This window comes from Protofrankia sp. Cr2, from assembly GCF_963555885.1.
Lineage (GTDB): Bacteria > Actinomycetota > Actinomycetes > Frankiales > Frankiaceae > Protofrankia.
The window spans coordinates 27,734-51,312 of sequence record NZ_CAUVXG010000004.1; the positions used below are offsets into that span (position 1 = coordinate 27,734).

The window sequence follows — 23,579 nt, forward strand, 5'->3', positions numbered from 1 at the left end:
CCGTCGCCGACCGGTCCGTACCGCCACCTGGTCGAGCACCCAGTCGCCACCGCGGATCGGTTCGATCGCCGCGTCCACCACGGTGACGGTCGCCTCGGTCGCGACCAACGTCACCTGCCGGTCCAGGAGCTCGCCGAGCACGAGGATCTCGCCCGGACGCTGCGCGAACCGGCGCCAGCTCAACCTGGCTGAGGAGAGCACGACCGCGCCCGATTCCACCCCGGTCACCTTGCTGATCGGCACAAAGATGGGACGGCGTTGCACCTCGACCGCAAGCCCCAACACGCGCGGCGGTTCACGGCCGATTCGCAGGGTAACGACCACGTCACGAACCCGCCCGACCACATCCCCGTTCGGATCAAGAACGAGCAGGCCCGCCAGCCTGCGGCAGAACAGCCGAGCCGGTGCCGTGGTCACGGCGTGAGGCTACCTCCGCTCCCGCTGCCGGGCGCTCTTAGCAGAAATGATCATTGCTCCGGTGCTGGCGGGCTGCATCAGCTACGCCACCACCGTCACCACCGCCGGCTCCGCTCGCGCCCGAACCCGAATGCCGCGATACTGCTCATAAGTGTGAGACAGCCCGTCTGCAATGGTCGTGATTGATGCGCGACCCGTACTCGGATGTTTTTCGCCAGGGCAGTTGGCAGGGCAGTTGGCAGGTGCCGGTTACCGGTGATAGCTGAGAAGGGAAGCGGACACGATGGGCAGGATCGCGCAGACCGACGGTCTGACCGATGTTCAGGCTGACATTCTTTCGGCCGTGCGCACGTTCGTCGACAAGGAGATTCTGCCGTACGCCACCGAGCTCGAACACAAGGACGAGTTCCCCGAGGCGATCGTCGAAGCCATGAAAGAGATGGGACTGTTCGGGATCACCATTCCGGAAGAGTACGGCGGGCTCGGTGAATCACTGCTCACCTATGCCCTGGTCGTCGAGGAGATAGCCCGCGGCTGGATGAGCGTCTCGGGTGTCATCAACACACACTTCATCGTCGCCTACCTTCTCCTCCAGCACGGCTCCCCCGAGCAGAAGCAGCGGCTCCTGCCGAAGATGGCGACCGGCGAGGTACGCGGCGCGTTCTCCCTGAGCGAGCCGGGCTGCGGTTCGGACGTATCCGCCATCACCACCCGAGCCACTCCCGACGGCGACGAATACCTCATCAACGGCCAGAAGATGTGGCTGACGAACGGTGCCCGCGCCGGCATCGTCGCCACCCTCGTCAAGACTGACGAAGGTGCCGATTCAGTCTACCGGAATATGACGACCTTCCTGTTGGAAAAGGAGCCGGGCTTCGGCACCAACGCCGGTATCACGATTCCCGGGAAAATCGACAAACTCGGCTACAAGGGTGTCGAGACCACCGAGATGGTGCTGAACGATCACCGGGTTCCCAGCTCGTCGATCCTCGGCGGCACCGACGGCCGCGGCAAGGGTTTCTACCAGATGATGGACGGTGTCGAAGTCGGCCGGGTCAATGTCGCGGCCCGTGCATGCGGAATCATGATCCGGGCATTTGAACTGGCGATCTCCTATGCTCAGCAGCGCCGCACTTTCGGTAAGCAGATTATCGACCATCAGGCGATCGCCTTCAAGCTGGCTGAGATGGCGACCAAGGTCGAGGCCGGCCACCTGATGATGGTCAACGCCGCCCGCAAGAAGGACAACGGCCAGCGCAACGACGTCGAGGCGGGTATGGCCAAGTACCTTGCCAGCGAGTACTGCTACGAGGTGACCACCGAGTCGTTCCGCATCCACGGTGGTTACGGCTACTCCAAGGAGTACGAGATCGAGCGGCTTTTCCGGGAGGCGCCGTTCATGCTCATCGGTGAGGGCACCTCCGAGGTACAGAAGCGCATAATCAGCCGGGCATTGCTCAAGGAGTACAAACTCCCGTAGCCAACCCGGCCGGAATTCCTGAAGACCTCCGGCCGCGCGAGAAGAACCATGATCGCGCGACCGGAGGCATCGAGCGGACTACAGGTACTGCCGGGACGGCCCGACCATCGCGCGTACGGTCTTGCCGTCGTGGAACTCGCCGATGGCCGTCATCGTCCAGTTCGGCCCACCCTGCTGACGCGCAACCTTGCACATGACGAGGCCGGTGTGTGGTTTTGACTCGGACAGATCGAAACGAACGAGCTCGGCACCGGTGAAATCGTCGATCAGCCGGCAGAAGGCGTTGCGGACATCGGTGAACTGCTGGCCCTGAAAACTGTTCACCGTGAAGACCAGCGCCTCGACGGTGGACGGGAGCCCAGCAAGATCGACGAAGATGGTCTCGTCGTCGCCCTCGCCGCTGCCGGTGAGGTTGTCACCGGAATGGCGAACCGCGCCGCGGGCACCCTTCTTCGACATGAACCACACCTTGTCGACGTCCTTGCCGCGACTGTCGAACAGGATGCAGGAGGCGTCCAGATCGATCTGGCGTCCCCGTTGGGCCGGATCCCAACCCAAGGCCATCCGCACCCGGGTCAACGGCGGGGTCCCGGTCTTGACCAGTGAGACGCTCTGGCCCTTGCGCAACGAAACCCGGCCCTTGTCAAGGTTGACGGTCGGGGCACCGGCCGCCTGCGGGGACGACTGTGGCTGCTGGCCGTGCGGCGGACCCCATTGCTGGCCCTGGCCAGGCGGCGGCTGTGGCGGACCCCATTGCTGGCCCTGGCCGGGCGGCGGCTGTGGCGGACCCCATTGCTGTGGCTGCGGAGCAGGAACCGGTGCCTGCGGCGGACCCCACTGCTGCTGGTGTTGATCTACGGGCCGCGCTGGGGATGCCGGCTGGGTCGGCGGCACATAGAGCTGTGTGGGTGCCTCATCCGCCGCCGAGTCGTCCACAGTGATCCCGAAGTCGGTGGCGATGCCAGCGAGGCCGGAGGCGTAGCCCTGGCCCACCGCACGCACCTTCCAGGCCCCTTGGCGCCGGTACAACTCGACGAGCACCAGCGCCGTCTCAACGGTCAGCCCGACCGGATCGAAACGGGCGAGCTCCCCACCCCGAAGATCTCTGACGGAGACCTGCAGCGCTTGGACGGTGGCGAAGGTCAACGGACCGGATCCGTCCAGACTGCCGGTGATGACGACCTTGTCGATGTCGGCAGGTACCAACGCCAAGGCGAACTCGAGCGCGGAGGGTGGGAGAAGGCGCACCCCAGGACCAGTGGGCTGGTTGAAGAACACGAAGTCGGCGTCCGAACGGACCTTGCCGCTCGCCGTCACCAGCAGCGCGGCGATGTCCAACGGAGTCGACGAGCTGATCTCCACACGTACATCGGTAGTGGACAACGGTGCGTTCGCGCCCTTGCTCAGGACCTGCGCCATAGCGGCCTCCGCGTCTGGATTGCTTGGGGCCTCCGGCCGCAGGAGAAGAGCCGTGACCACGCGACCCTGAGAGCGCCCGAGGATCGGACGCGCTCAGCCTATTAGGTTCCTTCGGGTCGCCAACGCGGCGTCCTGCCTCCGGTCCACCCGCCGAGGCTGCGCACCGGCATGAACCGCGACGCGAGCATGGCAACGGCAGCCCAACCCCTGGTTCCTCGACATGTCTGACCGGCAGTCCTCGCGACCCACACTCCTTGATCTCCAAAGACGCCCGCGCTGCAACCTGTACCTATATATACAATTATCAGCGGCGAAGACAGCCGCAACGACTTAGGGCGCCCGGCAATAGGAGCGTGGATCAAAACTTAACACGGTCCAAATCCAGATCATGACTCCACGTGAGAAATATGAGCGAAGTGGCCCGCGCCAACTAGCGATAGGGTTTAGGGCGCCCACCGACTCGACAGAGAAGACGAATACCACGCCTATGATCCGCGAAGACGCGATCCGATCTCGCGCGAAGGGAAGCGCCGATGACAAACCTCGTTGAGGACGCCGGCGCGCTCAGTGACGCCCGGGAGAATGTCGCGACACACGCACCGGCCGACGGAAGCATCCGAGTTCCGATCTTGACCTCATGGCGACGTTGCGAGTCGCTCGGGCTCACCCCGGACCGCCTCGCGCCTGTCTACCGGTCCGATCTCGACCCGGAGGAACGCATCGCCCGCGTGGCCGCGCCCGTTCTCGATCGGCTGGAAGCCAGCCTCGCGGGTACCGGAGTAGGCGTGATTCTCACTGACAGTGAGGCAACCGTCCTCCAGCGTCGCGCAAGCGGGCTGGCGCTGAACCGACATCTGGACGGGGTGTGTCTCGCACCCGGCTTCAGCTACGCCGAACACGTCGTCGGTACCAACGGGATCGGCACCGCGCTCGTGGAACGCGGCCCCTCCTATGTTTCGAGCGTCGAGCACTTCGCCGCCCGCCTACATCCGTATGTCTGCGCGGGCGCACCGATACGCGATCCGATCAGCGGCCGTATCGAAGGCGTCGTCGATCTCACCTGTCTACGCTCTGCCGCTGATCCAGTGATGCTATCCCTGGTCCGTGAAACTGCCGGCGCCATCGAGCGGCAGCTGCTGGAACAGTGCACGGAGCGCGAGAGCGCTCTCATCCAAAAATTCCTCCAGAACGGACGGTGCACGCGCACCGCCATTATGGCAGTAGCAGGTGAGCCAGGCGTTCGAGCACCCGGCGAAGTCGTTCTTCGTGCCCCGTCCGACCTCACGATGAGCGGCCGGGACGAACAAATCCTGCGGGAGAAGGCGGCGGAGCTGATTTCCGCCGCGCGCCGGGCCGCGATGGAAGTGCGTTTGTCCAACGGCCAGGTAGCCGTGCTGGTGTGTCGGCCGGTGACGGCCTCCGCCGGTGCTGCGGGGCTCGCTGTCGAGGCGAGACTCGCCCAGCAGCCACAGCGGTCTGCGATCACCGCAGGTGGCATCGCGCTACCATTTTCAGCAACCGACAACGCTGTCGCCAGACAGTTCCGGCTGGCCGAAGCTGACCTGGGCGAAGCTGAGCTGGCCGAACCTGCTGGTGACACCGACAGGTGGTTGCTGTTGGTGGGCGAACCGGGGGTCGGCCATGTCGCAGTCGCTGCACGGAAACGTCTGGGGCTACTTTATGAGGCCAGCATGCGCATCGGTACCACCCTGGACGTGACGCGGACCGCCGAGGAACTGGCCGATGTCGTGGTCCCACGATTCGCCGACCACGTCACCGTTGATCTTCCTGACGCTGTCCTGCGCGGGGACGAACCGACCAGCATGGATGAAGGAATCCGCCGCATCGCCGTCCGCGGCATCACGGTAGAGGGCGCGTTCTACCCGCCGGGCGACCTCGTGTGCTACCTCCCGTCAACCCCCCAAGCGCGGTGCTTCACCAACGGGCGGTCGGTTCTCGAGGAAGATCTACGCGTCGCGACCGGATGGCTGGCTCAGGATCCCGCGTGCGGTGAGATTCTTCTCGACCATCACATCCACTCACTCATGACAGTCCCGATGCGCGCACGCGGCGAGACGCTCGGGATCGCCAGCTTCTACCGATCCGAACAGCCCGGTGCCTTCGAGGAAGATGACCTGTCCCTCGCCGAGGAACTGGTCGCCCGAGCCGCCGTATGCATCGACAACGCCCGCCGTTACACCCGCGAACACGGACTTGCGCTAGCCCTCCAACACAGTCTGCTCCCCCGCGGCGTACCCGCACAGCACGCCGTCGAAGTCGCCCACCGCTACCTGCCTGCCCAGTCGGGAGTGGGCGGGGACTGGTTCGACGTCATCCCCCTGTCCAGCGCCCGCGTTGCCCTGGTGGTCGGTGACGTGGTCGGCCACGGCCTGCACGCCGCCGCCACCATGGGTCGCCTACGTACCGCCGTCCAGAACTTCTCCGCCTTGGACCTGCCTGTTGATGAACTCCTCGGTCATCTCGACGACCTGGTCAACCGTCTTGACGAGGAGGAGGGCGCCGAACCCCGCGGGCACGGGATGATCGGGGCAACGTGCCTGTACGCGATCTACGATCCGGTCTCCAGACGCTGCACCATGGCGCGGGCCGGACACCCGATGCCCGCACTCATTGCGCCCGACGGCAGCGTGGAGTTCCTCGACCTGCCTGCCGGACCACCGCTCGGGCTTGGTGGCCTGCCCTTCGAAGCGGTCGACTTCGAGGTGGCTCCCGGCAGCCAACTCGTCCTGTACACCGACGGGCTCATTGAGGACCGACACCGCGACATCGACGCTGGTCTCGACCAGCTCCGGCGCCTGCTGGCCCATCCCGACCGTCCGCCGGAGGAGACCTGCCAGGCCCTGGCCACGGCCATGCTCCCCGCTCATCCAAGTGACGACGTCGCCCTTCTGGTGGCCCGAACCCGCGCCCTGGATCCACAACGTCACGCCAGCTGGGAGCTACCCGCAGACCCCACGGTCGTCTCCACCATGCGCGCAGCGGTCACCCGGCAACTCACCGACTGGGGGCTGGCGGAAGCCGCATTCACCACTGAACTGGTTGTCAGCGAGCTGATCACCAATGCGATCCGGCATGCAACCGGCCCCATCCAGGTTCGCCTGCTACACGACCACACGCTGATCTGCGAGGTATCCGACAGCAGCGGCATATCCCCCCGGCTGCGCCGTGCCAGCACGACCGACGAAGGCGGCCGGGGCCTTTTCCTGATCGCTCAGCTCACCCGACGCTGGGGCGTCCGATACACGTCCAACGGTAAGGTCATCTGGACCGAGCAACCGCTACCGTCCTGACCGGTTCATCAGGCCCGTAAGGTCGGGCCATGGACGGCGTGGATGTACTCAGACAGGTGGAGGCCCACCTGATCCGGGAACTCGGGCCTGACACCGGACGCGCGGAGATCACATTTCTCGGCACCGAGCCCATCGAGGTCCTGCGCTTCGGCCGCACAACGCAGGGAGTCGTCCGCTATGCAACCCTCGGGATGTCCAGGGCACCGATGGGCGATCCGGCATCGTCGATGATCGACCCGACCGGACCACGCGCCGAGCTGGTGCTCTCCCTGAAGGACCAGCGCGACAGCGTCGCCCGGCGGCTCGCCCTGCTCGCGGCGATACCCGCGGTCGAAGGCGTCCCGGTTGTCGCCGGCGCAGGACTCGACCTCGGTGAACCGCTCTGGGACGGCGCGCGCTTCACCGCCGTCCTCGTCGCCGAGCCCGGTGGGCTCATCCCCGACCTGCCGCTGGCGGACCCGACCGACCCACCGGCGATGCCACCGGCCCGGACAGCGAGCCAGGCACCGGCACCGGTGCGTTTCCTGCCGGTCCTGCCGATGACCCCCAACGAGTCGGCCTTCAAGCGGGTGCACGGAGCGGCCGAGCTCCAGCGGCGATGGTTGGCCGCCGGAACCGACCTACGGGATCCCGCCCGTCCGCAGCTGCGCCTCGACCTCGACCTCGATGACAGCTGACAGCTGGAGCACGATCAGGAGCCGGTACCGATGTCGGCAAGGTCCTTGACCACCGGCACACAGACCCGCTCGATCCAGGCGTCCGCCGGCTCGCCGCCGGGCGGCATCACGATGACCGTGTCCACGCCGATCCGCGCGTACTGCTCCACGTCAGCCAGGAACGCGCTCGACTCGCCCCGGGTCAAGGCGTCACCGCCGTGGAGAATCGTCTTGGTGATCTCGGCGTAGTCGCGGCCGACCGCGTCGCAGTGAGCTTTGAGCACGTCGAGCTTGTGCGCGACCGCATCCACCGAGGGCGCGAACAGGTTGCAGGCATCCGCGTAGGTGGCAACCAGACGTAGCGTCTTCTTCTCGCCGCTTCCACCGATCATGATCGGCAGTCGTGGACGGCTGATCGGCGCGGGCACGCAGAGCGTCTCGGCGAGCTGGTAGTGGCGGCCCTCAAACGGGCCGTTGTCATCGCTCCACATCTGCCGGCAGATCCGCAGCGTCTCCTCGAGCCGCTCGAACCGCTCGGCGAGCGGCGGGAACGGCACGCCCAGACCATGGTGCTCGCGGTCATACCAGGCTGCGCCGATGCCGAGTTCCGCCCGCCCGCCCGAGAGCACGTCCAGCGTTGCCACGATCTTCGCCAGCAGTCCCGGATGCCGGTAGGTCGTGCCGGTGACCAGGAGCCCGAGACGCAGCCTGGCGGTGTGGGCGGCCAGGAAACCCAGCGTCGTGTAGCCCTCCAGCATCGGTTCATCCGCGGGGAACATCGCCTCCATCTGGAAGTAGTGGTCCATCACGCTGAGATGGGTCACCCCCGCGTCATCGGCGATCCGGGCGGCACGCGCCAGGACCGGCGCAATCGCCTCGGCACCGCCCGGCCAGGTGAACCGAACCACGTGTACGCCCAGCTGCATCGCCAGCTCCTCACGTCCTGCGACGCGGTCATCACGTCGTCATCTCACAGTCATCGCATGGTCATCGCAGCGCCGTCGGCCGCAGGGGCGCCGACCGCATCCTGCTCCATCCTGACCGAAAAAGCCGAACCGGTCACCGTCGGGTGGGCAGAGATCATTTTCTGGTCGCAAATCCGGCGGATGTGCGACCGACCTGGGAGGATCGGCAACGGGTTCAGGTGTCCAGGTGCGGGTCCAGGCATGGCCGTGTCCATGGCGGAGCTCACACTGCAGCGAGGAGAGCTACATCATGCAGTTCGGTCGTTACTACGAGGAGTTCGAGATCGGTGCCGTCTACAAGCACTGGCCCGGTAAGACGGTCACCGAGTACGACGACCACCTGTTCTGCCTGCTGACCATGAACCATCACCCGCTGCACCTGGACGCGAACTACGCCGAGCAGACCACCGAGTTCAAGCGGAACGTGGTCGTCGGGAACTACGTGTACTCGCTGCTGCTCGGCATGTCTGTGGCCGACGTCTCCGGCAAGGCGATCGCCAACCTCGAAGTCGAGTCGCTCAAGCACGTCAAGCCCGTGTTCCACGGCGACACGATCTACGGCGAGTCCGAGGTGCTCGACAAGGTCGAGTCCAGGAGCAAGGACGACCGGGGCATCGTCACGGTGGAGACCCGCGGCTACAACCAGGAGGGCACCCTCGTCTGCATTTACCGTCGCAAGGTGATGGTGCCCAAACGGTCCTACGGTGATGCCCGCGGCGGGGAACAGCCCGGCCGTCCCGTGCCCAGTGGTAGCTAAGTGGTCGGCGCCCAGCCACGCTTGCCCGATCAGCCGCCTGGGGCTGCGGTGACACCCCAGGCGGTGAGGGCGTCGAGGAGGCCGTCGGTGAGCGCCACCGTACGCAGGTCGGCACACCAACGCGCGTCCGCTGCGTCATCCCCGGCCTGTAGCTCCCCGCCGATGACGTCGCAGACGTAGTCGGCGATGTCGTAGACCACCCCGCCGGACCCCGGACCGCCCGGCCCCGGGCGCGTCACCCGCCCGACCAGCGGCCCGACCGTCACCTCCAGGCCGGTCTCCTCGCGGATCTCACGGACCAGCGCGGCGCTGTCGCTCTCCCCCGCCTCGACCCGCCCGCCCGGTAGTGACCACAGGCCGCGGCCGGGATCCCGCGCCCGCTGGACGAGCAGCAACGCGCCGGCCGCGTCCATGATGATCGCCCCCACGCACGGAACCCGTCGCAACACCTGCCCAGCCAACCAGATCCTCCGCATGCCTTCGGTAGCATGCATCTACGTATATGCCATCTACATAGATGGGATGTCCAGTGGCGCGGGGTTTCGTCGGACGAGCAACCGAACTTGGTCTCCTGCGCAAGCGTCTGGACCAGGTCGTAGCATCACGCCGCAGGAGCGCGGTCGCCATCCGCGGCCGTCGCCAGGTGGAAAAGTCACGCCTTGTGCAGGAGTTCTGCGATCAGGCCGGTGTCCCCTACCTCTTCTTCACCGCGACAAAGGGTGCCTCGCCCGTCGAATCGGTGGCCGCCTTCTTCCTGGACCTCAGGGACTCGTCCCTGCCGATCGATCGTGACCTCGTACCGGCAGAATCCGCGGGAAGGTGGCCGGACGCCTTCCGCGTCCTCGCCGCGGTCCTACCGGATTCCCCGGCCGTCGTCGTCCTCTCCGCCTGGCAATAATCGTCCGGAGCCGCCTGAGGAACGTCCGGAGCCGGCTGCCGTAGGTGGAAACGGCCGCCCCCACGGCCGAAACCACCTACGGCCTAGCCGGACACACATCAGGCCGTAGGTAAAAATGGTTGCCCTCGCGACCGAAACCACCTACCGCCCGTGGCCCATGCCCATGCTTTCCGGACACAGAGCGCCGCTGAACCGCCGGATGATCGGCATCGGTCATCCGTGCAGGTTGCGATCACGCGCCCGCGAAGGGCGAACACGGTATTACTGCTGACAAGGACTCGCCTTTTCGACGGTCGAGCCGACGAGATGCGTGCCGCCGGCACGCATGCACGCGTGGGGAAGGGAGCACCCGTGGGACTGCTCGAGGACAAGGCTGCTGTCATCACCGGTGGCGCGCAGGGCCTGGGGCTCGCCATCGCCCAGCTCTTCGTTGCCAACGGTGCCAGGGTGGTGCTGGCCGACATCAACATCGAAAAAGCCACCGAAGCGGCAAAGGAGCTCGGCCCCGCGATCGCCGTACGAACGGACGTCACCAAGGAGGACGAGGTCCAGGCACTCGTCGAGGCCTGCCAACAGGAATACGGCCGGATCGACATCATGGTCAACAACGCTGGCGTCACCCGCGACGCCAGCATGAAGAACATGTCCGCCGACGACTTCCGGCTCGTGATCGACATCCATCTCTTCGGGGCGTGGCTCGGCACCAAGGCAGCCGGCCTGGCCATGAAGGCACAAGGCGCCGGTTCGATCATCAACATGTCATCGATCTCGGGAAAGGTCGGCAACTTCGGCCAGACGAACTACAGCGCGGCCAAGGCCGGCATGGTCGGGCTCACCAAGGCCGCCGCAAAGGAGCTCGCCCGCGGCGGGGTGCGAGTCAACGCCATCCAGCCCGGCCTGATCCGGACCGCCATGACCGAGGCGATGCCGCGCAACGTCTGGGAGTCGAAGGTGGCCGAGATCCCGATGGGCCGGGTGGGCGAACCCGCCGAGGTGGCCGGCGCCGCGCTCTTCCTGGCCAGCGAGCTGTCGAGCTACATGACCGGGACGGTGCTGGAAGTCGGTGGCGGGCGCTACATCTGACCATCCCCACAGCCGACGAGGCATCTGGCGGCCCGGCGCGTGTCGTGCACGTTGACGGCCGCGCCGGGATCCCGGTGCCGCAACGATCGGTGCCGGAATGCTCTGACAGCCACCTACCGGCCCGTCCACTCTGGCGAACGTTTGTCCAGGAAGGCGCGGATGCCCTCCTGACTGTCCTCGGAGGCGACGATCGTGGCGACCGCGTCGGCTGTCGCCTGCCAGCCCTCGTCATCGTCGGTCGTGACCAACCGGTTGACCGCGGCGAGGGTCGCCCGAACGGCGACGGGCCCATTGGCGCATATGGTCGTCGCCAGGCGCACGGCTTCGGTGAGCGCCTCGCCCGGTTCGGTCACCATGTTGACGAGCCCGAGCGCATACGCCCGCTCCGGATCGAGCGGCCGCCCGGTGAGCAGCAATTCCTTGGCGACGTGCAGCGGCAGCGCGCGCGGTGCCCGAAACAGCGCGCCGCTGGAGGCGACCAGCCCGCGGATGACCTCAGGCAGCCCGAACCGGGCCGTGCGTGCCGCGACGATCAGGTCGCAGGCCAGCGCGATCTCGAAACCGCCCCCCAATGCCCAGCCCTCGACCGCGGCGATCAGCGGTGTGGTCCGGCGCCGGCGGATGATCCCGTATTCACCGCCTCGTTCGGTGACGGCGTCCCGGCCGTCGACGAGGTCGGTGCCGGCGGAGAACACCGTACTCGTTCCGGTGATCACCCCGGCCCAGAGGTCGGGATCGTCGTCGAGCTCGTTGAGGGCCGCGTCGATGCCGAAGGCCATCTCGCGGTCGATGGCGTTGCGCTTGACCTCGCGGCGCATCGTGACGATGAGGATCCGTCCACGACGCTCGGTATCCACTGGCACCCAGCCGCCCCCTTGCGCCACGATGGCCCAGATCACCCTGTTGATGGTTGGTTAGCGAAGCTAGCAGAAAAGCGGACAAGAAAAGGAGTGTGCCAGCGTGCCGACTCGGGAACAGCGCCGCGGACGGGCGATTGCGATGACCCCGACCGAGGTCGACGACTTCCTCACCGAGGAACGAACCTGTCGGGTCGCGACCCTTAGCAGCGATGGTCCACATGTGGCCGCGCTGTGGTTCGTCTGGGACGGCACGTCGCTGTGGCTGAACTCCATCGTCCGCAGCCAGCGGTGGACCGACGTCATCCGCGATCCGCGGGTGGCCATCGTCGTGGACGCCGGCGAACAGTTCCAGGAACTACGGGGAGTCGAGATCAAGGGAACGGCCGAGTCGGTCGGGGAGATCCCACGCAAGGGCGCGCCCGACCCGGAGCTGGCCGGGCCCGAGCGGCTGTTCGCAGGCAAGTACGTTGGCCGCGACGAGATGATCCACGACGGGCGGCACGGCTGGCTCCGGATCACGCCAACAAAGATCATCAGTTGGGACTTCCGCAAGATTCAATTCTGACCTCGACTCACAACGGGTACAGATCGACACCGGCCGATCGATACCCGCTACAGCGTGTTGCCCGCTACAGCGTGTTGCCGGCTACAGGTCGATCCCGGCTGCAGGTCGATCGCGCCTACAGATCGACGCCGGTCAGGACCATGACCCGCTCGACCGTGAGGTCCTCCATGGCCGCCCGCACACCCTCCCGGCCCATCCCCGACCCCTTGACGCCGCCGTAGGGCATCTGGTCGGCCCGGTAGGCGGGAACGTCCCCGATGATCACACCGCCGACCTCCAGCTCCCGGTACGCCCGGAACGCGACCTGTAGGTCCCGGGTGAAGACCCCCGCCTGCAGGCCGTACGGGCTGTCGTTGATCCGGGCCAGACCTTCGTCCAGGCTGTCGACCGGTTCGATGACCAGCACCGGCCCGAACACCTCCTCCCGGGCCAGGCGGGCGTCGGGGGGAACGCCGCGCAGCACGGTCGGCGCCATCGTCGTGCCGTCCCGCTTGCCGCCGAGGACCACCGTCGCGCCCGCCGCCACCGCCTCACTGATCCACCGTTCGACCCGTTCGGCCGCGGCCAGGTCGATCAGAGGCCCCACCTCGGTCGCCTCGTCGGCCGGGTCGCCGGTGTACAGGCGGGAGACCGCGGCCATCACCTCGGCCAGCAGCTCCTCGTACACGGCGCGCTGCGCATACACCCGCTGCACGGCGATGCAGGACTGGCCTGCCTGATAGTTCGAGAACGTCGCGATCCGGCCCGCAGCCCAGCGCAGGTCCGCCGTGGCGGACCAGTCCGCGGCCACCAGCACCGCCGCGTTGCCACCGAGCTCGAGTATGACGTGCTTGCGCGGCACCGCATCCCTGATCGACCAGCCCACCGCGGCCGAACCGGTGAAGGACACGACCGGTAGCCGCACGTCCGCGACCAGTTCGGGCATGGCCTCGTTCGGCACGGTGAGCACCGACCACGCGCCGTCGGGCAAGTCGGTCTCGGCGAGTAGTTCAGCGAGCAGCAGGCACGACAACGGCGTCTTCGGCGCGGGCTTGATGATGATGGGCGCACCGACCGCCAATGCGGGTGCGACCTTGTGCGCGACCAGATTCAGCGGGAAGTTGAACGGTGTGATCCCCAGCACGGGCCCGTGGGGGAAGCGCCGGACCATCGCGACGCGGCCCGCCCCCGCCGGGTCGGTGTCGAGTCGCTGCAGCTCTCCCGACCAACGCCGGGCTTCCTCCGCGCCCCACCGGAACGTTGAAGTCGCCCGGGCTACCTCAACCCGGGCCCAGGTCAACGGCTTGCCGCTCTCGGCCGTAATCAGGGCGGCCAGCTCCTCGCCGCGTTCGGCGATGCGGCCCGCGACGTGGGCGAGCGCGGCGGCCCGGCCGTGGGCCGGCATGGCCATCATGGCGTCCACAGCAGCCGCTGCCGCCGCCACGGCCGTGTCCACCTGTGCCTGATCCGGCTGCGCGACCATGGCGATCAAGTGATCGTCCCAGGGGCAGCGCACCGGGAAAGTCGCTGAACCCGTTACCGGCCGACCCGCGACCCAGAACGGCTCGACCGTGCTCATGGATGCCACTCCTCCACCTTCGTCCACAACACCCGGACACGGGTGACGCCACGCGCGACACTCCCGAACGGCCGACGGGGGCCCGTGCCACCATGGGCAGGGAAAAATTCCCTGATGCCCGCCTTGCCGGTCATCGTGGGGTTTATCCCAAACAGGTTTGGCCAACGTCACCAAAGGGAAGCATTGGGCCGGTGAAACTGTCAGGAAGCGGTGCGCATCGCCGGGGAGTCACCCGGTGACGAGTCCACCTGCCTGCCCCCGATGCCTACGAAGGGTGCAGCCACCGGATCTGTGGAGCAGCCAGTGGCGCTGCGACGAACACGGGGATGTCGCTCCCTACCGGGTCGCGGCGTCATCCCGGGAGCAGGTGCTGCTTTTTCTCGCGCATACGGCCACAGCGCCGGTCTGGGTCCCGTGGCCGATGCCCGTGCACTGGTTCGCCAGCGGAGTCTCGTGGGCCGGCGACGACCGCACCGGGCCGCAGGCGACCGCGTTCGCCGCGGGCGGTCCGTCCCCTCTCGGCGGGCCGGCAGAGCTCGTCATCGTCGCTGAGGCTCCGGGGATCGGCCTCGGGGCCCGGCTGGCCGGACTGTCCGGTACAGATCCCGAGCGCATCGGTGGCAGACCCGAGGAGAAGATCGAGGCCGCCGGGCATCCGACCGCGCTGTGGCCGGTCGTGTGCCCGCCCGACCGGGCCGCGTTCGTGGGTGAGGCCTGCGGCGTGTGGCTGTGGGTAGTGCTCTGGCCGGCGGATGCGGCGACACTGCTGCTGGAACATCTCGTCGTCCGGGACCTGCGTAACGCCCAGATGATTGCCTCGTGCCTGCTGTTCGGCGCCGATAGCGTCCATCTGTGAGCGGCGTGGCTGGAGGGTCTCGTAAGCTCAGCTCCCGCCACCGCCACCGCCACGGATGCGAGAAGGGCCGACAGCCATGACGCCGAAAGCCGTGACGCCGAAAGCGATGACTCCGACAGCCGTGACAGAGCCGCTGGCAACCATTCCGCCTGCAGCCGAGGTGGACCGTCAACGGCTACTGCTCATCGTGAACCCGCACGCCGGCGGTGGCCGCGGCGCCCGTGCTCTGCCGGACGTCCGCGCGGCCCTGGAACGCTGGGCCGGCGACGTGCGGGTCGAACTGACCAGAAATATCGATCATGCCTCAGAACTGGCCGAAGAGGCCGTCGCAGACGGTCGGGTCGCGGTCGCGCTCGGCGGGGACGGTCTCGCCGGCCGGGTCGCCGAGACCGTGGCGCGCCGTGGCGGGCTACTGGCTGTGCTGCCCGGCGGGCGCGGCAACGACTTCCTGCGCGGGATGGGCGCCGCCCGGCAACCGGTGATCGCCGCCACCGCGCTGGCCAGCGGCACCGAACGGCGGATCGACCTAGCCGAGGCGAACGGCCGGGCCTACCTCGGCATTGCCAGTGTCGGCTTCGACTCGGACGTCCAGGTGATCGCCAATCGTGCCCGGTTCGTTCGCGGCCAGCAGGTCTACACCTATGGGGCACTGCGCGCGGCCGCCGGGTGGAAACCCGTCCGGTTCGCCGTGGAGATCGACGGCGGCGCGCCGCGCGAAATGATCGGCTGGACGGTGGCGGCGGCGAACTCGGCCTACTACGGCGGCGGGATGCGCCTCGCGCCAGCGGCGAAGCCCGACGACGGCCTGCTCGACATCGTGTTGCTGTCGCGGTGCGGAAAGATCACGTTTCTCTCGACCTTCCCGAAGGTGTTCTCCGGCCGGCATGTGGATTCCCCGCACGTCGAGGTGGCGCGGGCCAGCCGGATCCGGGTGGACGCCGACCGTCCGTTTCAGCTCTATGCCGACGGTGACCCGATCGCGGACCTGCCGGTCGAGATCGTCGTGCGGCCCGGCGCGCTGCGCCTGCTCGCCTCCCCCGGATAGCGACGTGCCCTCACCTGGCCTGGGCGCCGGGCCGCCCGGCCTCGACCACCCAGGTGGCATCCGTGCTGACCGGCGCATCCCGGCGGTCGATGGTCTCGACGATCCGCATGTCGGCCGTGCACCGCGCTGGTGAGACCCGGATGCGGGTATACCCGCGCCGGTCACCGCGGAAGTACCGCACGTGCGGGTTGAGCAGCCGGTTGTTCGCCCGGACGAACTCCTCGCTGGGCAGGAAGAACCCCGAACTGATGGAGGTCGAGACGAACTCGGTGCCCACGATCGGGGTGTCGGGCCGGTCGAAGTCGACCCGTAGGTCGTTCACCCAGGCGCTGTGGATGTCCCCCGACAGCACCACCGGGTTGGTCACCCGGGTGTCCCGTACGGCTGCCAGCAGTCGGGTCCGGTAGGGCACATAGCCGTCGCTCTGGTCAAGGTTCGCGAGCACGTCACCACTGCCCGGGGTGAACTGGGCGTGCAGCTGGGCCAGCATCGTCTGCTGAGCGATCACGTTCCACCGGGTACGCGACGCGCTCAAGCCGTCGATCAGCCACTTCTCCTGCTCGGCACCGGCCATGGTCCCGGTCGTGTTGCTCGCTCCCAGGGTGGCCGGACCGATGTCGGTCGGGATGCGTCCCGGCTGCGGCGTCCGGTACTGGCGGGTGTCCATCACGTTGAGGGTGAGCAGGTCGCCGAAGGCGAACCGGCGGTAGAGGCGCAGGTCCGGCGATCCGGGCGAATAACTGACACGGATTGGCATGTGCTCGTAGTAGGCCTGGTAGGCCGCGGCCCGCTGCCGGGCGAAGGTCGCCGGGTCCTGGTGCTTGTCACCGGTGTCGGCCGACTCGTCGGTCAGCCCGGCATAGTTATTCTCGGTTTCGTGGTCGTCCCAGGTGACCACCCACGCCGCAGCCGCATGCGCGGCCTGCAGCTGCGGGTCGGCCTTGTACTGGGCGTAACGCGCCCGGTAGTCATCGAGGGTCCGCAGCTGCCCGAGACCGGGCGTGGCCGGGGCGGTGTGGCGGCGGTCGGGGAACCTGCTCTTCGGGTCGTACTCGTAGATGTAGTCGCCGACGTGGACGACGAGGTCGAGATCATCGGCTGCGATCGCAGCGTACGCCGGCCAGTAGCCGTTCTGATAATCCTGGCAGCTGGCCAGCGCGAAGCTCAGCGCCGACGCGGCGGCGCCGGCGGCCGGTGCGGTGCGGGTCCGGCCGACCGGGCTGCGCACCGTGCCGGCGCGGAACCGGTAGAAGTACACCCGGGCCGGTTGCAGACCGCGGACGTCGACATGCACGGAGTGCGCCAGCCCCGGGACGGCGTTCTGCGTCCCCACCGCCACAATCTCGGTGAACCGGTCATCGGTGGCGATCTGCCAGTCAACCGGGATGTCGCGGTCGGGAAGAGGCACGCCGGCGGAGGGTTGCGCCACCAGCCGCGTCCAGAGGATCACCCCGTCGGGCAGCGGGTCGCCGCTGGCGACCCCGAGGCCGAACACGCCGTCGCCGACACCGGGAACCGGGGTCGCGGACGCCAGCGTCGGACGCGGGGTGGCGCCAGGGCCGGGGGATCCGCCATCGGAGCAGCCCGCCGCGGCCAGCAACACGGCACCGCCCGCGAGAAAGCCACGTCGGGTCGCCGCCCGCGTCCGGGCACATCCACCAGGAATGCTCACAACACCGGGACGTTAGCCGGCCGGCACCCAGGTCCGAAAGGCCGTCACAGCCACAAGTGGGGAGAAACGCAGGACGGCGGCCCGCGGCTATCGTGGTCAACAGCGGTGGCCGACCGTGGACGCCAGACCGGAAGCGGGTCCAACGGCGGGACCGGGTGGGCGGAGAAAGCGGGGTGCACTGTGTGCGACCAATCCAGCGACAGAGAGCCGCTCCGGGCGTGTACCCGGTGACGACGGCGGGACTGATCGATCTTCATGCGCATTCGACGGCATCGGACGGGCTGTGCAGCCCCACCGAGGTCGTCCACCTCGCCGCCGCTGCCGGCCTGACCGTCGTCGCGTTGACCGACCACGACACCACATCGGGTCTGGCCGAGGCCGCCTGCATCCTGCCGACCGGGCTCACCCTGCTCCCGGGTGCGGAGATCTCCTGCGGAATCCGGGTCGAGTACGGCCGCTGGGTAAGCCTGCACCTGCTCGCCTACCTGTTCGACGCCACCGAACCGGTGTTCGCAGCCGTCCGGGCCCGACTACGCGACGACCGGGTCACCCGCGCCCGCCGAATGGTGGAAAAGCTGGCCGCCGATGGCCACCCCGTGCGCTGGGAACAGGTGGCCGCCCAGGCCGACGGTGTGATCGGACGCCCGCATGTGGCCGAGGCGCTCGTCAACGCCGGACTCGTGAACTCCCTCCAGGCCGCGTTCACACCCGCCTGGATCGGCGCTGGCGGCCGCTACTGGGTGGGCAAGGACGAACCCGACGCCCTGGATGCAATACGGCTGGTTCGCGAGGCGGGCGGTGTCAGCGTGCTGGCCCACCCGTACGCGAGCACGCGCGGTCCGACCATCGGCCCGGATGTGATCGCAGCCATGACGCGGGCGGGTCTCCGTGGCCTTGAGGTGGACCATCCCGACCACCCGCCGCAGGCGCGCGCCAGGCTTCGCCGGCTCGCCACCGACCTGGGACTGGTCGTCACCGGCGCAAGCGACTTCCACGGCCCGAGCAAACCCCAGCTGCTCGGCTCAGAGACGACGAGCGGACACGCGTACGAGGTGCTCATCGCCGAGGCGCACGGTGCCCAACCGCTGACCGCATCGGCCCCGCCGGCATCGGCCCCGCCGGCATCGGCAGTGGCACGCCCGCCGGCACCGCACTCGGGGCCGGTGGCCTCCTGGAGCCCTCAGACGCCCTGACCGCATCCACCGCCGGGCGGCGGCGTGGACACGCGGGGATCGAGGCGGCCCAGCAGGTTGGCGAGCACGTCGAGTTCGTCCGGGCTGAAGTGGCTGGTGACATGCTTCGACACCCCGGCGAGATGGGTCCGGGATGCCGCCCGCAGCCGCTTGCGGCCTTCGGGGGTCAGAGTCGCAAGGGTTCCCCGGGCGTCGGACGGACACGACCGTCGCGCGACCAGACCGTCACGTTCCAGCCGGTCGACCAGCCGCGTCAGGCCGCTGCGGGACAGCAGGACCGCCTCCGCCAGCTCGTTCATGCGCAGGGCACCGTCCGGCGCCTCGGACAACTGGACCAGCACATCAAAGGACGCCAGCGGCAGGTGGTGTTCGGCCTCGAGGTCGCTTTCCAGCTGCCGGATGACATACGAGTGAGCCCGCAGGAACTGGCGCCATGCCCACAGTGATCGCGGGTCTATCAGCGATTCCTGCTCCGCTGTCCGCTCGTCAACCGTCACGTGGATCAGATTACGTCGCCCGTACAGGTCCGCGAGCGAGCTCGCTGATGATGTCAGACGATCGACATTCCGAACGATGATAGCCGCAGTCGAGAACCACCGGGCTACCGTGGGTTGACGGGCAGGTTGCCACATCCCGACGGTGCACCGCCGGGCGGCCGTCAGTCGAGCGCCGGACCTTGGAGCGCCCGGCAATAGGGGACGTGGCGTCGCGGGGCTGGGGGATCAGCTTCCGTCTTCGCCGGACGCGTTCGAGCGGGTCTGGCGGCTATGGTGGGGGTGCAGGCGTGACGGCGCGAGCCTCACGCACCACCCCGACTGGTCGAGGTTCTCTCTTGTCTGCTTCCCGGCCTAGCGCGGACGCGATCCAGGCAGCTCTCGCAACGGTGCTCGACCCTGAAATCGGGCGGCCCATCACCGAACTGGACATGGTCGACTCGGTCCGCGTCACCGACGACACCGTGGACATCGTAGTGCTACTGACCGTCTCCGGCTGCCCGATGCGCGACGAGATCACCAATCGAGTCCAGCGCGCTGTCACCGCGGTACCGGGTGTGCGGGCCGTACAGGTCCGCCTCGAGGTCATGAGCGACGAGCAGCGCACCGCCCTGCACACGAAGCTGCGCGGCGGAACGGGGACCCGGGCGATTCCGTTCGCGCAGCCCGGCTCCCTGACCAGGGTGTACGGCGTAGCCAGCGGAAAGGGCGGCGTCGGCAAGTCGTCGGTGACCGTCAACCTGGCCGCATCGATGGCCCGGTCCGGCCTCGCGGTCGGTGTGCTGGATGCCGACATCTACGGGCACTCGATCCCCCGGATGCTCGGCGTCGACCGCCTGCCCACCCAGGTCGAAAAAATGATCATGCCCCCACAGGCACATGGCGTGAAGGTCATCTCCACCGGCATGTTCACCCGCGGCAACCAGCCGGTCACCTGGCGCGGGCCGATGCTCCACCGGGCGCTGGAACAGTTCCTCTCGGATGTGTTCTGGGGGGATCTCGACATCCTTCTGCTCGACCTCCCACCGGGCACCGGCGACATCGCGATCTCGTTGGCGCAACTTGTGCCGTCCTCCGAGCTTCTCATCGTGACCACCCCTCAGCTTGCCGCCACCGAGGTCGCCGAGCGGGCCGGCACGGTCGCCGTCCAGACTCGACAGAACGTCGTCGGCGTCGTGGAGAACATGGCCTGGCTGCCCTGCCCGCACTGCGACGAACGCGTGGACGTCTTCGGCTCCGGTGGGGGCGCGGCCGTGGCCGAGCGACTGACCCGCGTGCTCGGACACGACGTCCCGCTGTTGGCCCAGATACCCATCGATGTCCGGCTGCGCGAAGGCGGCGACTCAGGCGTCCCACTGGTGACCGCGGATCCAGACTGCGAAGCCTCGAAAATCCTGCGGGGAGTGGCCGAACGACTGTCATCCCGCTCACGCGGGCTGGCTGGCCGATCCCTCGGCCTCACCCCGACCCGCCAAGGCTGACGACCCCGGTCGGGCTGACCGGGTGCGGGACCGTTGAGGGACTACTGCGCTACTCCGGCCGGCCCGGGGCGCTGATGCGAGATGGGCACGGGCCACAGATCGGTCGAACAGAGTGGCGAAAGTATCAGGTCGCGTCGGTGTCGAAGGGTGTCGCCACCGACGGCGTCTCGGCGCTGACCGCCCCGCTCGCTGCGGGCGCCACGGCAGCCGCTTGACCCCGGTCTGTCGGGGCAGCCTTGGCCGAGGTCGAAGTGGCCTTGATCAGGGTGGGCGACTTCGTCAGAGCAGGGGATTTCGTCAACGACGACGGCTTGGCCAGCGCCGCGGACCCGGCCGGCACGTCGTCGTAGGAGAGCCGGGGCCGAACCGGCTCACTGGGCACGGACGGCGTCTCCAGGTCGTCATCGAAGAGCATCTTGTCGAGCGACGTCCGCTTGGAAAGGTACGATGGAAGCAACGGGTCGTCATCCTCGAACAGGTGCTTGCGGACGAACGTCGTGGGATTCAGGGTGCTCAGGTCGAGATCAGCGATCTCCGGACCGAGCTCGGAGCGCAGCTCCTCGCGCATGCCGGCAGCCATCTGCCGGAACTGACGCAGCATCCGACCGGCGTCACGGGCCGCGTTCGGCAACCGTTCCGGGCCGAACACGAAAAGGCCGATCAGCAGCAGTACAGCGACCTCGCCCCAGCCCACACCGTTGAACACGGCCCCAGACTACCTCGCCCTTACGATCAACGGAACACCTCCGGCCCGGATGCCCGTCCGCTCGGGCATACCGACCCGGCTACCCGATTGCCCGGCTACCCGGGCGCTCTCAATCGCGCTGCTCCTGGAGGGTCAGCTCGACATCATGGACAGTGTGATCACGTTCGAATGTGAGCGTGATCCGGTCACCGATCCGATGGCCGCGGGTTGCCGCGATCAGGTCATTGGTGTTCCCGATGACCGTCCCGTCGACCTTGATAATGATGTCTCCCGGACGCAGTCCGGCCGCGTCCGCGGGCCCGCCCGACTCCACCCCACGGATCAGTACGCCGGACAAGGTTCCGATCGCCGCCGCATCATCCGGCGTGATCGTCCCAGTGGACACGCCGACGTCGGGATGCGTGGCCCGACCGGTACTGATGATCTCATCAGCCACTGACCTCGCGTAGTCGATCGGGATGGCGAAACCGACGCCGATGTTCCCGGACGCGCCGCGGTTGGCCCGGGACCCGGGCACAGCCGCGATCGCGGTGTTGATGCCGACGACCTGGCCGCGTCCGTCCACCAGAGCACCGCCCGAGTTTCCGGGATTGATGGCCGCGTCGGTCTGGATCGCACCGATGAGGACCGACTCCCCGCCGGACTCCACCGGCACCGTCGGGTTACGGTCGAGCGCGCTGACGATACCTGTGGTCACTGTTCCGGACAGTCCCAACGGCGCGCCGATGGCCACCAGGGGTGCGCCGACCACGAGCGTGCCGGACCGTCCCAACGTCGCGGCCGGTAGCGGGTTCGCAGTCGGAATCCGGATCACGGCGAGGTCCGTCTTGGGGTCACGCCCGATGATCTGAGCCGAGACCTGCCGCAGCTCCTTGTACAAGGTCACCGACACGCGTGCCCCGGCGGCAACGCCCGCGATGACGTGGTTGTTCGTCAGTATGTAGCCGTCCGATCTGATGATCACACCGGAGCCGGTGGCGGACAGGATCGGACTGGTCACATTGATTGTGACGACCGACGGCAGGGCACGTGCGGCAATGGTGGAGACCGGCACGGCCCGTTCGACCGGGGCCGCAACGTCGCCGGTCGCCCCGGCTGACGGCCCGGCTGACGGCCCGGCTGACGGCCCGGCCGTAGTCGGTACGAGTGGGTCGTCGGTCCGCGCGGTGTGAGCACCGATCACACCACCGATCACACCGCCGGCGCCACCACCGACCAGGCCGGCGAGCAGCATCGCCGCCACGAGAACCGACCGACCCGGTCGGAATGCGACCGGCGCGGACACTCCCCACCCGACGGCCCGCGCGTCATCAACGGCTGCATCATCAACGACTGCATCATCAACGGCGACGGCGGCGCCGTTGATGACGGGCGGCCCGGCATGGTGCGCAAGGGGCACAAAAAGATCGGTCGGCAGATCGGCCTCAGGCCCCCGGACACCGGATGCCGGGGTCGGGGTCGGGGTCGGGGTCGGAGTCGGAGTCGGGCGAGCCCACCATGGGTTTGTCGGCGGATCAACCGGACCGTTGTTGTCCGCCGGTTCACCCCGAGATGGGATGCCGCCCTCGCCCTCGCCCTCGCCGTCACCGCTCACGGCCATCCGCCTCCGCCTCCGCCTCCAGCATCAGGGAACAAGCGGATGTACTCACAGGCTCGAAACATCCACAAACATGATCATGTTGGCATCGGGGAGACCTCGGGCCTCTCCGCCGCCCGCTACTGCGATCACACATCTATTACCGTACGACCTCCCGGCGGCAGCCGGCGGTAACCCGGCTGGAACGCCTTCCGGGCATCGGGAGCCGGGACCCGCACGGACGCGAACCGTTTGTGCGGGGGCGAAGCAAGCGGGCTGGGGCGAAGCGAGCGACGATCCATCAGGCAGGCCCTAGGATGCCGCTGAACAACGCCTGTCCGGCTCGCGTCCCTCCGCATCCCGCCTGGCGTCATCGCTTCCCCATCCATCGCTTCGCGATGCACGGGGTACCCCGGCTCCGTCGGCCGGATCGAACGCCGTTATTCAGCGGCCTCCTAGCGCCGCGGGCCACCCGGCAGCAACACCGCAGCCATCACCGGCGGCAGGCGGCCGACCCCGGCTTCGGCGACATCGACATCAGCGGCACCGGTTCCAGCGGCATTGGCGCCGAGCAGACTCGTCCCTGC

The 23,579-nt window shown here is 68.0% G+C and carries 20 protein-coding genes and 1 pseudogene; 11 read left to right on the top strand and 10 right to left on the bottom strand.

What is annotated here, in order from left to right; all coding sequences use genetic code 11:
- A pseudogene (locus U9978_RS03820) lies at positions 1-417 on the bottom strand (magnesium transporter); the annotation flags it as partial.
- 283 nt (positions 418-700) lie between these two features.
- Here U9978_RS03820 and U9978_RS03825 point away from each other — a divergent pair.
- The gene (locus U9978_RS03825; protein WP_322759625.1) at positions 701-1,897 is read left to right on the top strand and encodes an acyl-CoA dehydrogenase family protein; all 1,197 of its coding nucleotides are present in this window, start codon (positions 701-703) and stop codon (positions 1,895-1,897) included.
- A 78-nt stretch (positions 1,898-1,975) separates the two neighbouring features.
- On the opposite strand, the gene U9978_RS03830 is transcribed toward U9978_RS03825, so the two are convergent.
- Complete coding sequence (locus tag U9978_RS03830) at positions 1,976-3,316, bottom strand: TerD family protein (protein WP_322759626.1); 1,341 nt, start codon at positions 3,314-3,316, stop codon at positions 1,976-1,978.
- A 533-nt stretch (positions 3,317-3,849) separates the two neighbouring features.
- Here U9978_RS03830 and U9978_RS03835 point away from each other — a divergent pair.
- On the top strand, positions 3,850-6,627 hold the full coding sequence (locus U9978_RS03835; RefSeq protein WP_322759627.1) for a SpoIIE family protein phosphatase: 2,778 nt from the start codon (positions 3,850-3,852) through the stop codon (positions 6,625-6,627).
- A gap of 29 nt (positions 6,628-6,656) precedes the next feature.
- The gene (locus tag U9978_RS03840; RefSeq protein WP_322759628.1) at positions 6,657-7,304 is read left to right on the top strand and encodes a suppressor of fused domain protein; all 648 of its coding nucleotides are present in this window, start codon (positions 6,657-6,659) and stop codon (positions 7,302-7,304) included.
- 14 nt (positions 7,305-7,318) lie between these two features.
- Here the strand turns inward: U9978_RS03840 and U9978_RS03845 are convergent, their stop codons facing one another.
- Positions 7,319-8,209: an LLM class F420-dependent oxidoreductase gene (locus tag U9978_RS03845; protein ID WP_322759629.1), complete on the bottom strand. Its 891-nt coding sequence runs from the start codon at positions 8,207-8,209 to the stop codon at positions 7,319-7,321.
- 289 nt (positions 8,210-8,498) lie between these two features.
- Here U9978_RS03845 and U9978_RS03850 point away from each other — a divergent pair, with 289 nt between their 5' ends.
- Entirely contained in the window at positions 8,499-9,005 is a 507-nt protein-coding gene (locus U9978_RS03850) for a MaoC family dehydratase (RefSeq protein WP_322759630.1), read from the top strand.
- A 29-nt stretch (positions 9,006-9,034) separates the two neighbouring features.
- Here the strand turns inward: U9978_RS03850 and U9978_RS03855 are convergent, their stop codons facing one another.
- Positions 9,035-9,481: an NUDIX hydrolase gene (locus U9978_RS03855; protein ID WP_416210838.1), complete on the bottom strand. Its 447-nt coding sequence runs from the start codon at positions 9,479-9,481 to the stop codon at positions 9,035-9,037.
- Positions 9,482-9,648: 167 nt separating this feature from the next.
- Here U9978_RS03855 and U9978_RS03860 point away from each other — a divergent pair, with 167 nt between their 5' ends.
- Both U9978_RS03860 and fabG read left to right on the top strand, forming a co-directional pair.
- Positions 9,649-9,903 (top strand): hypothetical protein, encoded by a 255-nt coding sequence (locus U9978_RS03860; protein ID WP_322759632.1) that lies wholly within the window; start codon positions 9,649-9,651, stop codon positions 9,901-9,903.
- 306 nt (positions 9,904-10,209) lie between these two features.
- A complete protein-coding gene (gene fabG, locus U9978_RS03865) occupies positions 10,210-10,986 on the top strand; it encodes a 3-oxoacyl-ACP reductase FabG (RefSeq protein WP_322759633.1) in 777 nt (258 codons plus the stop codon).
- Positions 10,987-11,099: 113 nt separating this feature from the next.
- Here the strand turns inward: fabG and U9978_RS03870 are convergent, their stop codons facing one another.
- Complete coding sequence (locus U9978_RS03870; protein ID WP_322759634.1) at positions 11,100-11,870, bottom strand: enoyl-CoA hydratase-related protein; 771 nt, start codon at positions 11,868-11,870, stop codon at positions 11,100-11,102.
- 115 nt (positions 11,871-11,985) lie between these two features.
- Here U9978_RS03870 and U9978_RS03875 point away from each other — a divergent pair, with 115 nt between their 5' ends.
- Positions 11,986-12,411 (top strand): pyridoxamine 5'-phosphate oxidase family protein, encoded by a 426-nt coding sequence (locus U9978_RS03875; protein ID WP_322759726.1) that lies wholly within the window; start codon positions 11,986-11,988, stop codon positions 12,409-12,411.
- Positions 12,412-12,526: 115 nt separating this feature from the next.
- On the opposite strand, the gene U9978_RS03880 is transcribed toward U9978_RS03875, so the two are convergent.
- Positions 12,527-13,969, bottom strand: a complete 1,443-nt coding sequence (locus tag U9978_RS03880) for an aldehyde dehydrogenase family protein (RefSeq protein ID WP_322759635.1) — start codon at positions 13,967-13,969, stop codon at positions 12,527-12,529.
- A 235-nt stretch (positions 13,970-14,204) separates the two neighbouring features.
- On the opposite strand from U9978_RS03880, the gene U9978_RS03885 reads away from it, so the two are divergent.
- Complete coding sequence (locus tag U9978_RS03885) at positions 14,205-14,825, top strand: DUF6758 family protein (protein WP_322759636.1); 621 nt, start codon at positions 14,205-14,207, stop codon at positions 14,823-14,825.
- A gap of 106 nt (positions 14,826-14,931) precedes the next feature.
- A complete protein-coding gene (locus tag U9978_RS03890) occupies positions 14,932-15,870 on the top strand; it encodes a diacylglycerol kinase family protein (protein WP_322759727.1) in 939 nt (312 codons plus the stop codon).
- Positions 15,871-15,880: 10 nt separating this feature from the next.
- On the opposite strand, the gene U9978_RS03895 is transcribed toward U9978_RS03890, so the two are convergent.
- Entirely contained in the window at positions 15,881-17,542 is a 1,662-nt protein-coding gene (locus U9978_RS03895) for an alkaline phosphatase D family protein (RefSeq protein ID WP_416210839.1), read from the bottom strand.
- A 227-nt stretch (positions 17,543-17,769) separates the two neighbouring features.
- Here U9978_RS03895 and U9978_RS03900 point away from each other — a divergent pair, with 227 nt between their 5' ends.
- Positions 17,770-18,735, top strand: coding sequence for a PHP domain-containing protein (locus U9978_RS03900; protein ID WP_322759637.1), 966 nt, complete (start codon positions 17,770-17,772; stop codon positions 18,733-18,735).
- Here U9978_RS03900 and U9978_RS03905 read toward each other — a convergent pair.
- Entirely contained in the window at positions 18,723-19,232 is a 510-nt protein-coding gene (locus U9978_RS03905) for a MarR family winged helix-turn-helix transcriptional regulator (protein ID WP_322759638.1), read from the bottom strand. The genes U9978_RS03900 and U9978_RS03905 overlap by 13 nt on opposite strands.
- Positions 19,233-19,567: 335 nt before the next feature.
- On the opposite strand from U9978_RS03905, the gene U9978_RS03910 reads away from it, so the two are divergent.
- Entirely contained in the window at positions 19,568-20,710 is a 1,143-nt protein-coding gene (locus tag U9978_RS03910) for an Mrp/NBP35 family ATP-binding protein (RefSeq protein WP_322759639.1), read from the top strand.
- 124 nt (positions 20,711-20,834) lie between these two features.
- Here the strand turns inward: U9978_RS03910 and tatB are convergent, their stop codons facing one another.
- The gene (gene tatB, locus U9978_RS03915) at positions 20,835-21,416 is read right to left on the bottom strand and encodes a Sec-independent protein translocase protein TatB (RefSeq protein ID WP_322759640.1); all 582 of its coding nucleotides are present in this window, start codon (positions 21,414-21,416) and stop codon (positions 20,835-20,837) included.
- Between the two features lie 109 nt (positions 21,417-21,525).
- Positions 21,526-23,016 carry a S1C family serine protease gene (locus U9978_RS03920; protein ID WP_322759641.1) on the bottom strand — a complete coding sequence of 497 codons (1,491 nt, stop codon included), beginning with the start codon at positions 23,014-23,016 and terminating at the stop codon, positions 21,526-21,528.
- Positions 23,017-23,579 lie beyond the last annotated feature (563 nt).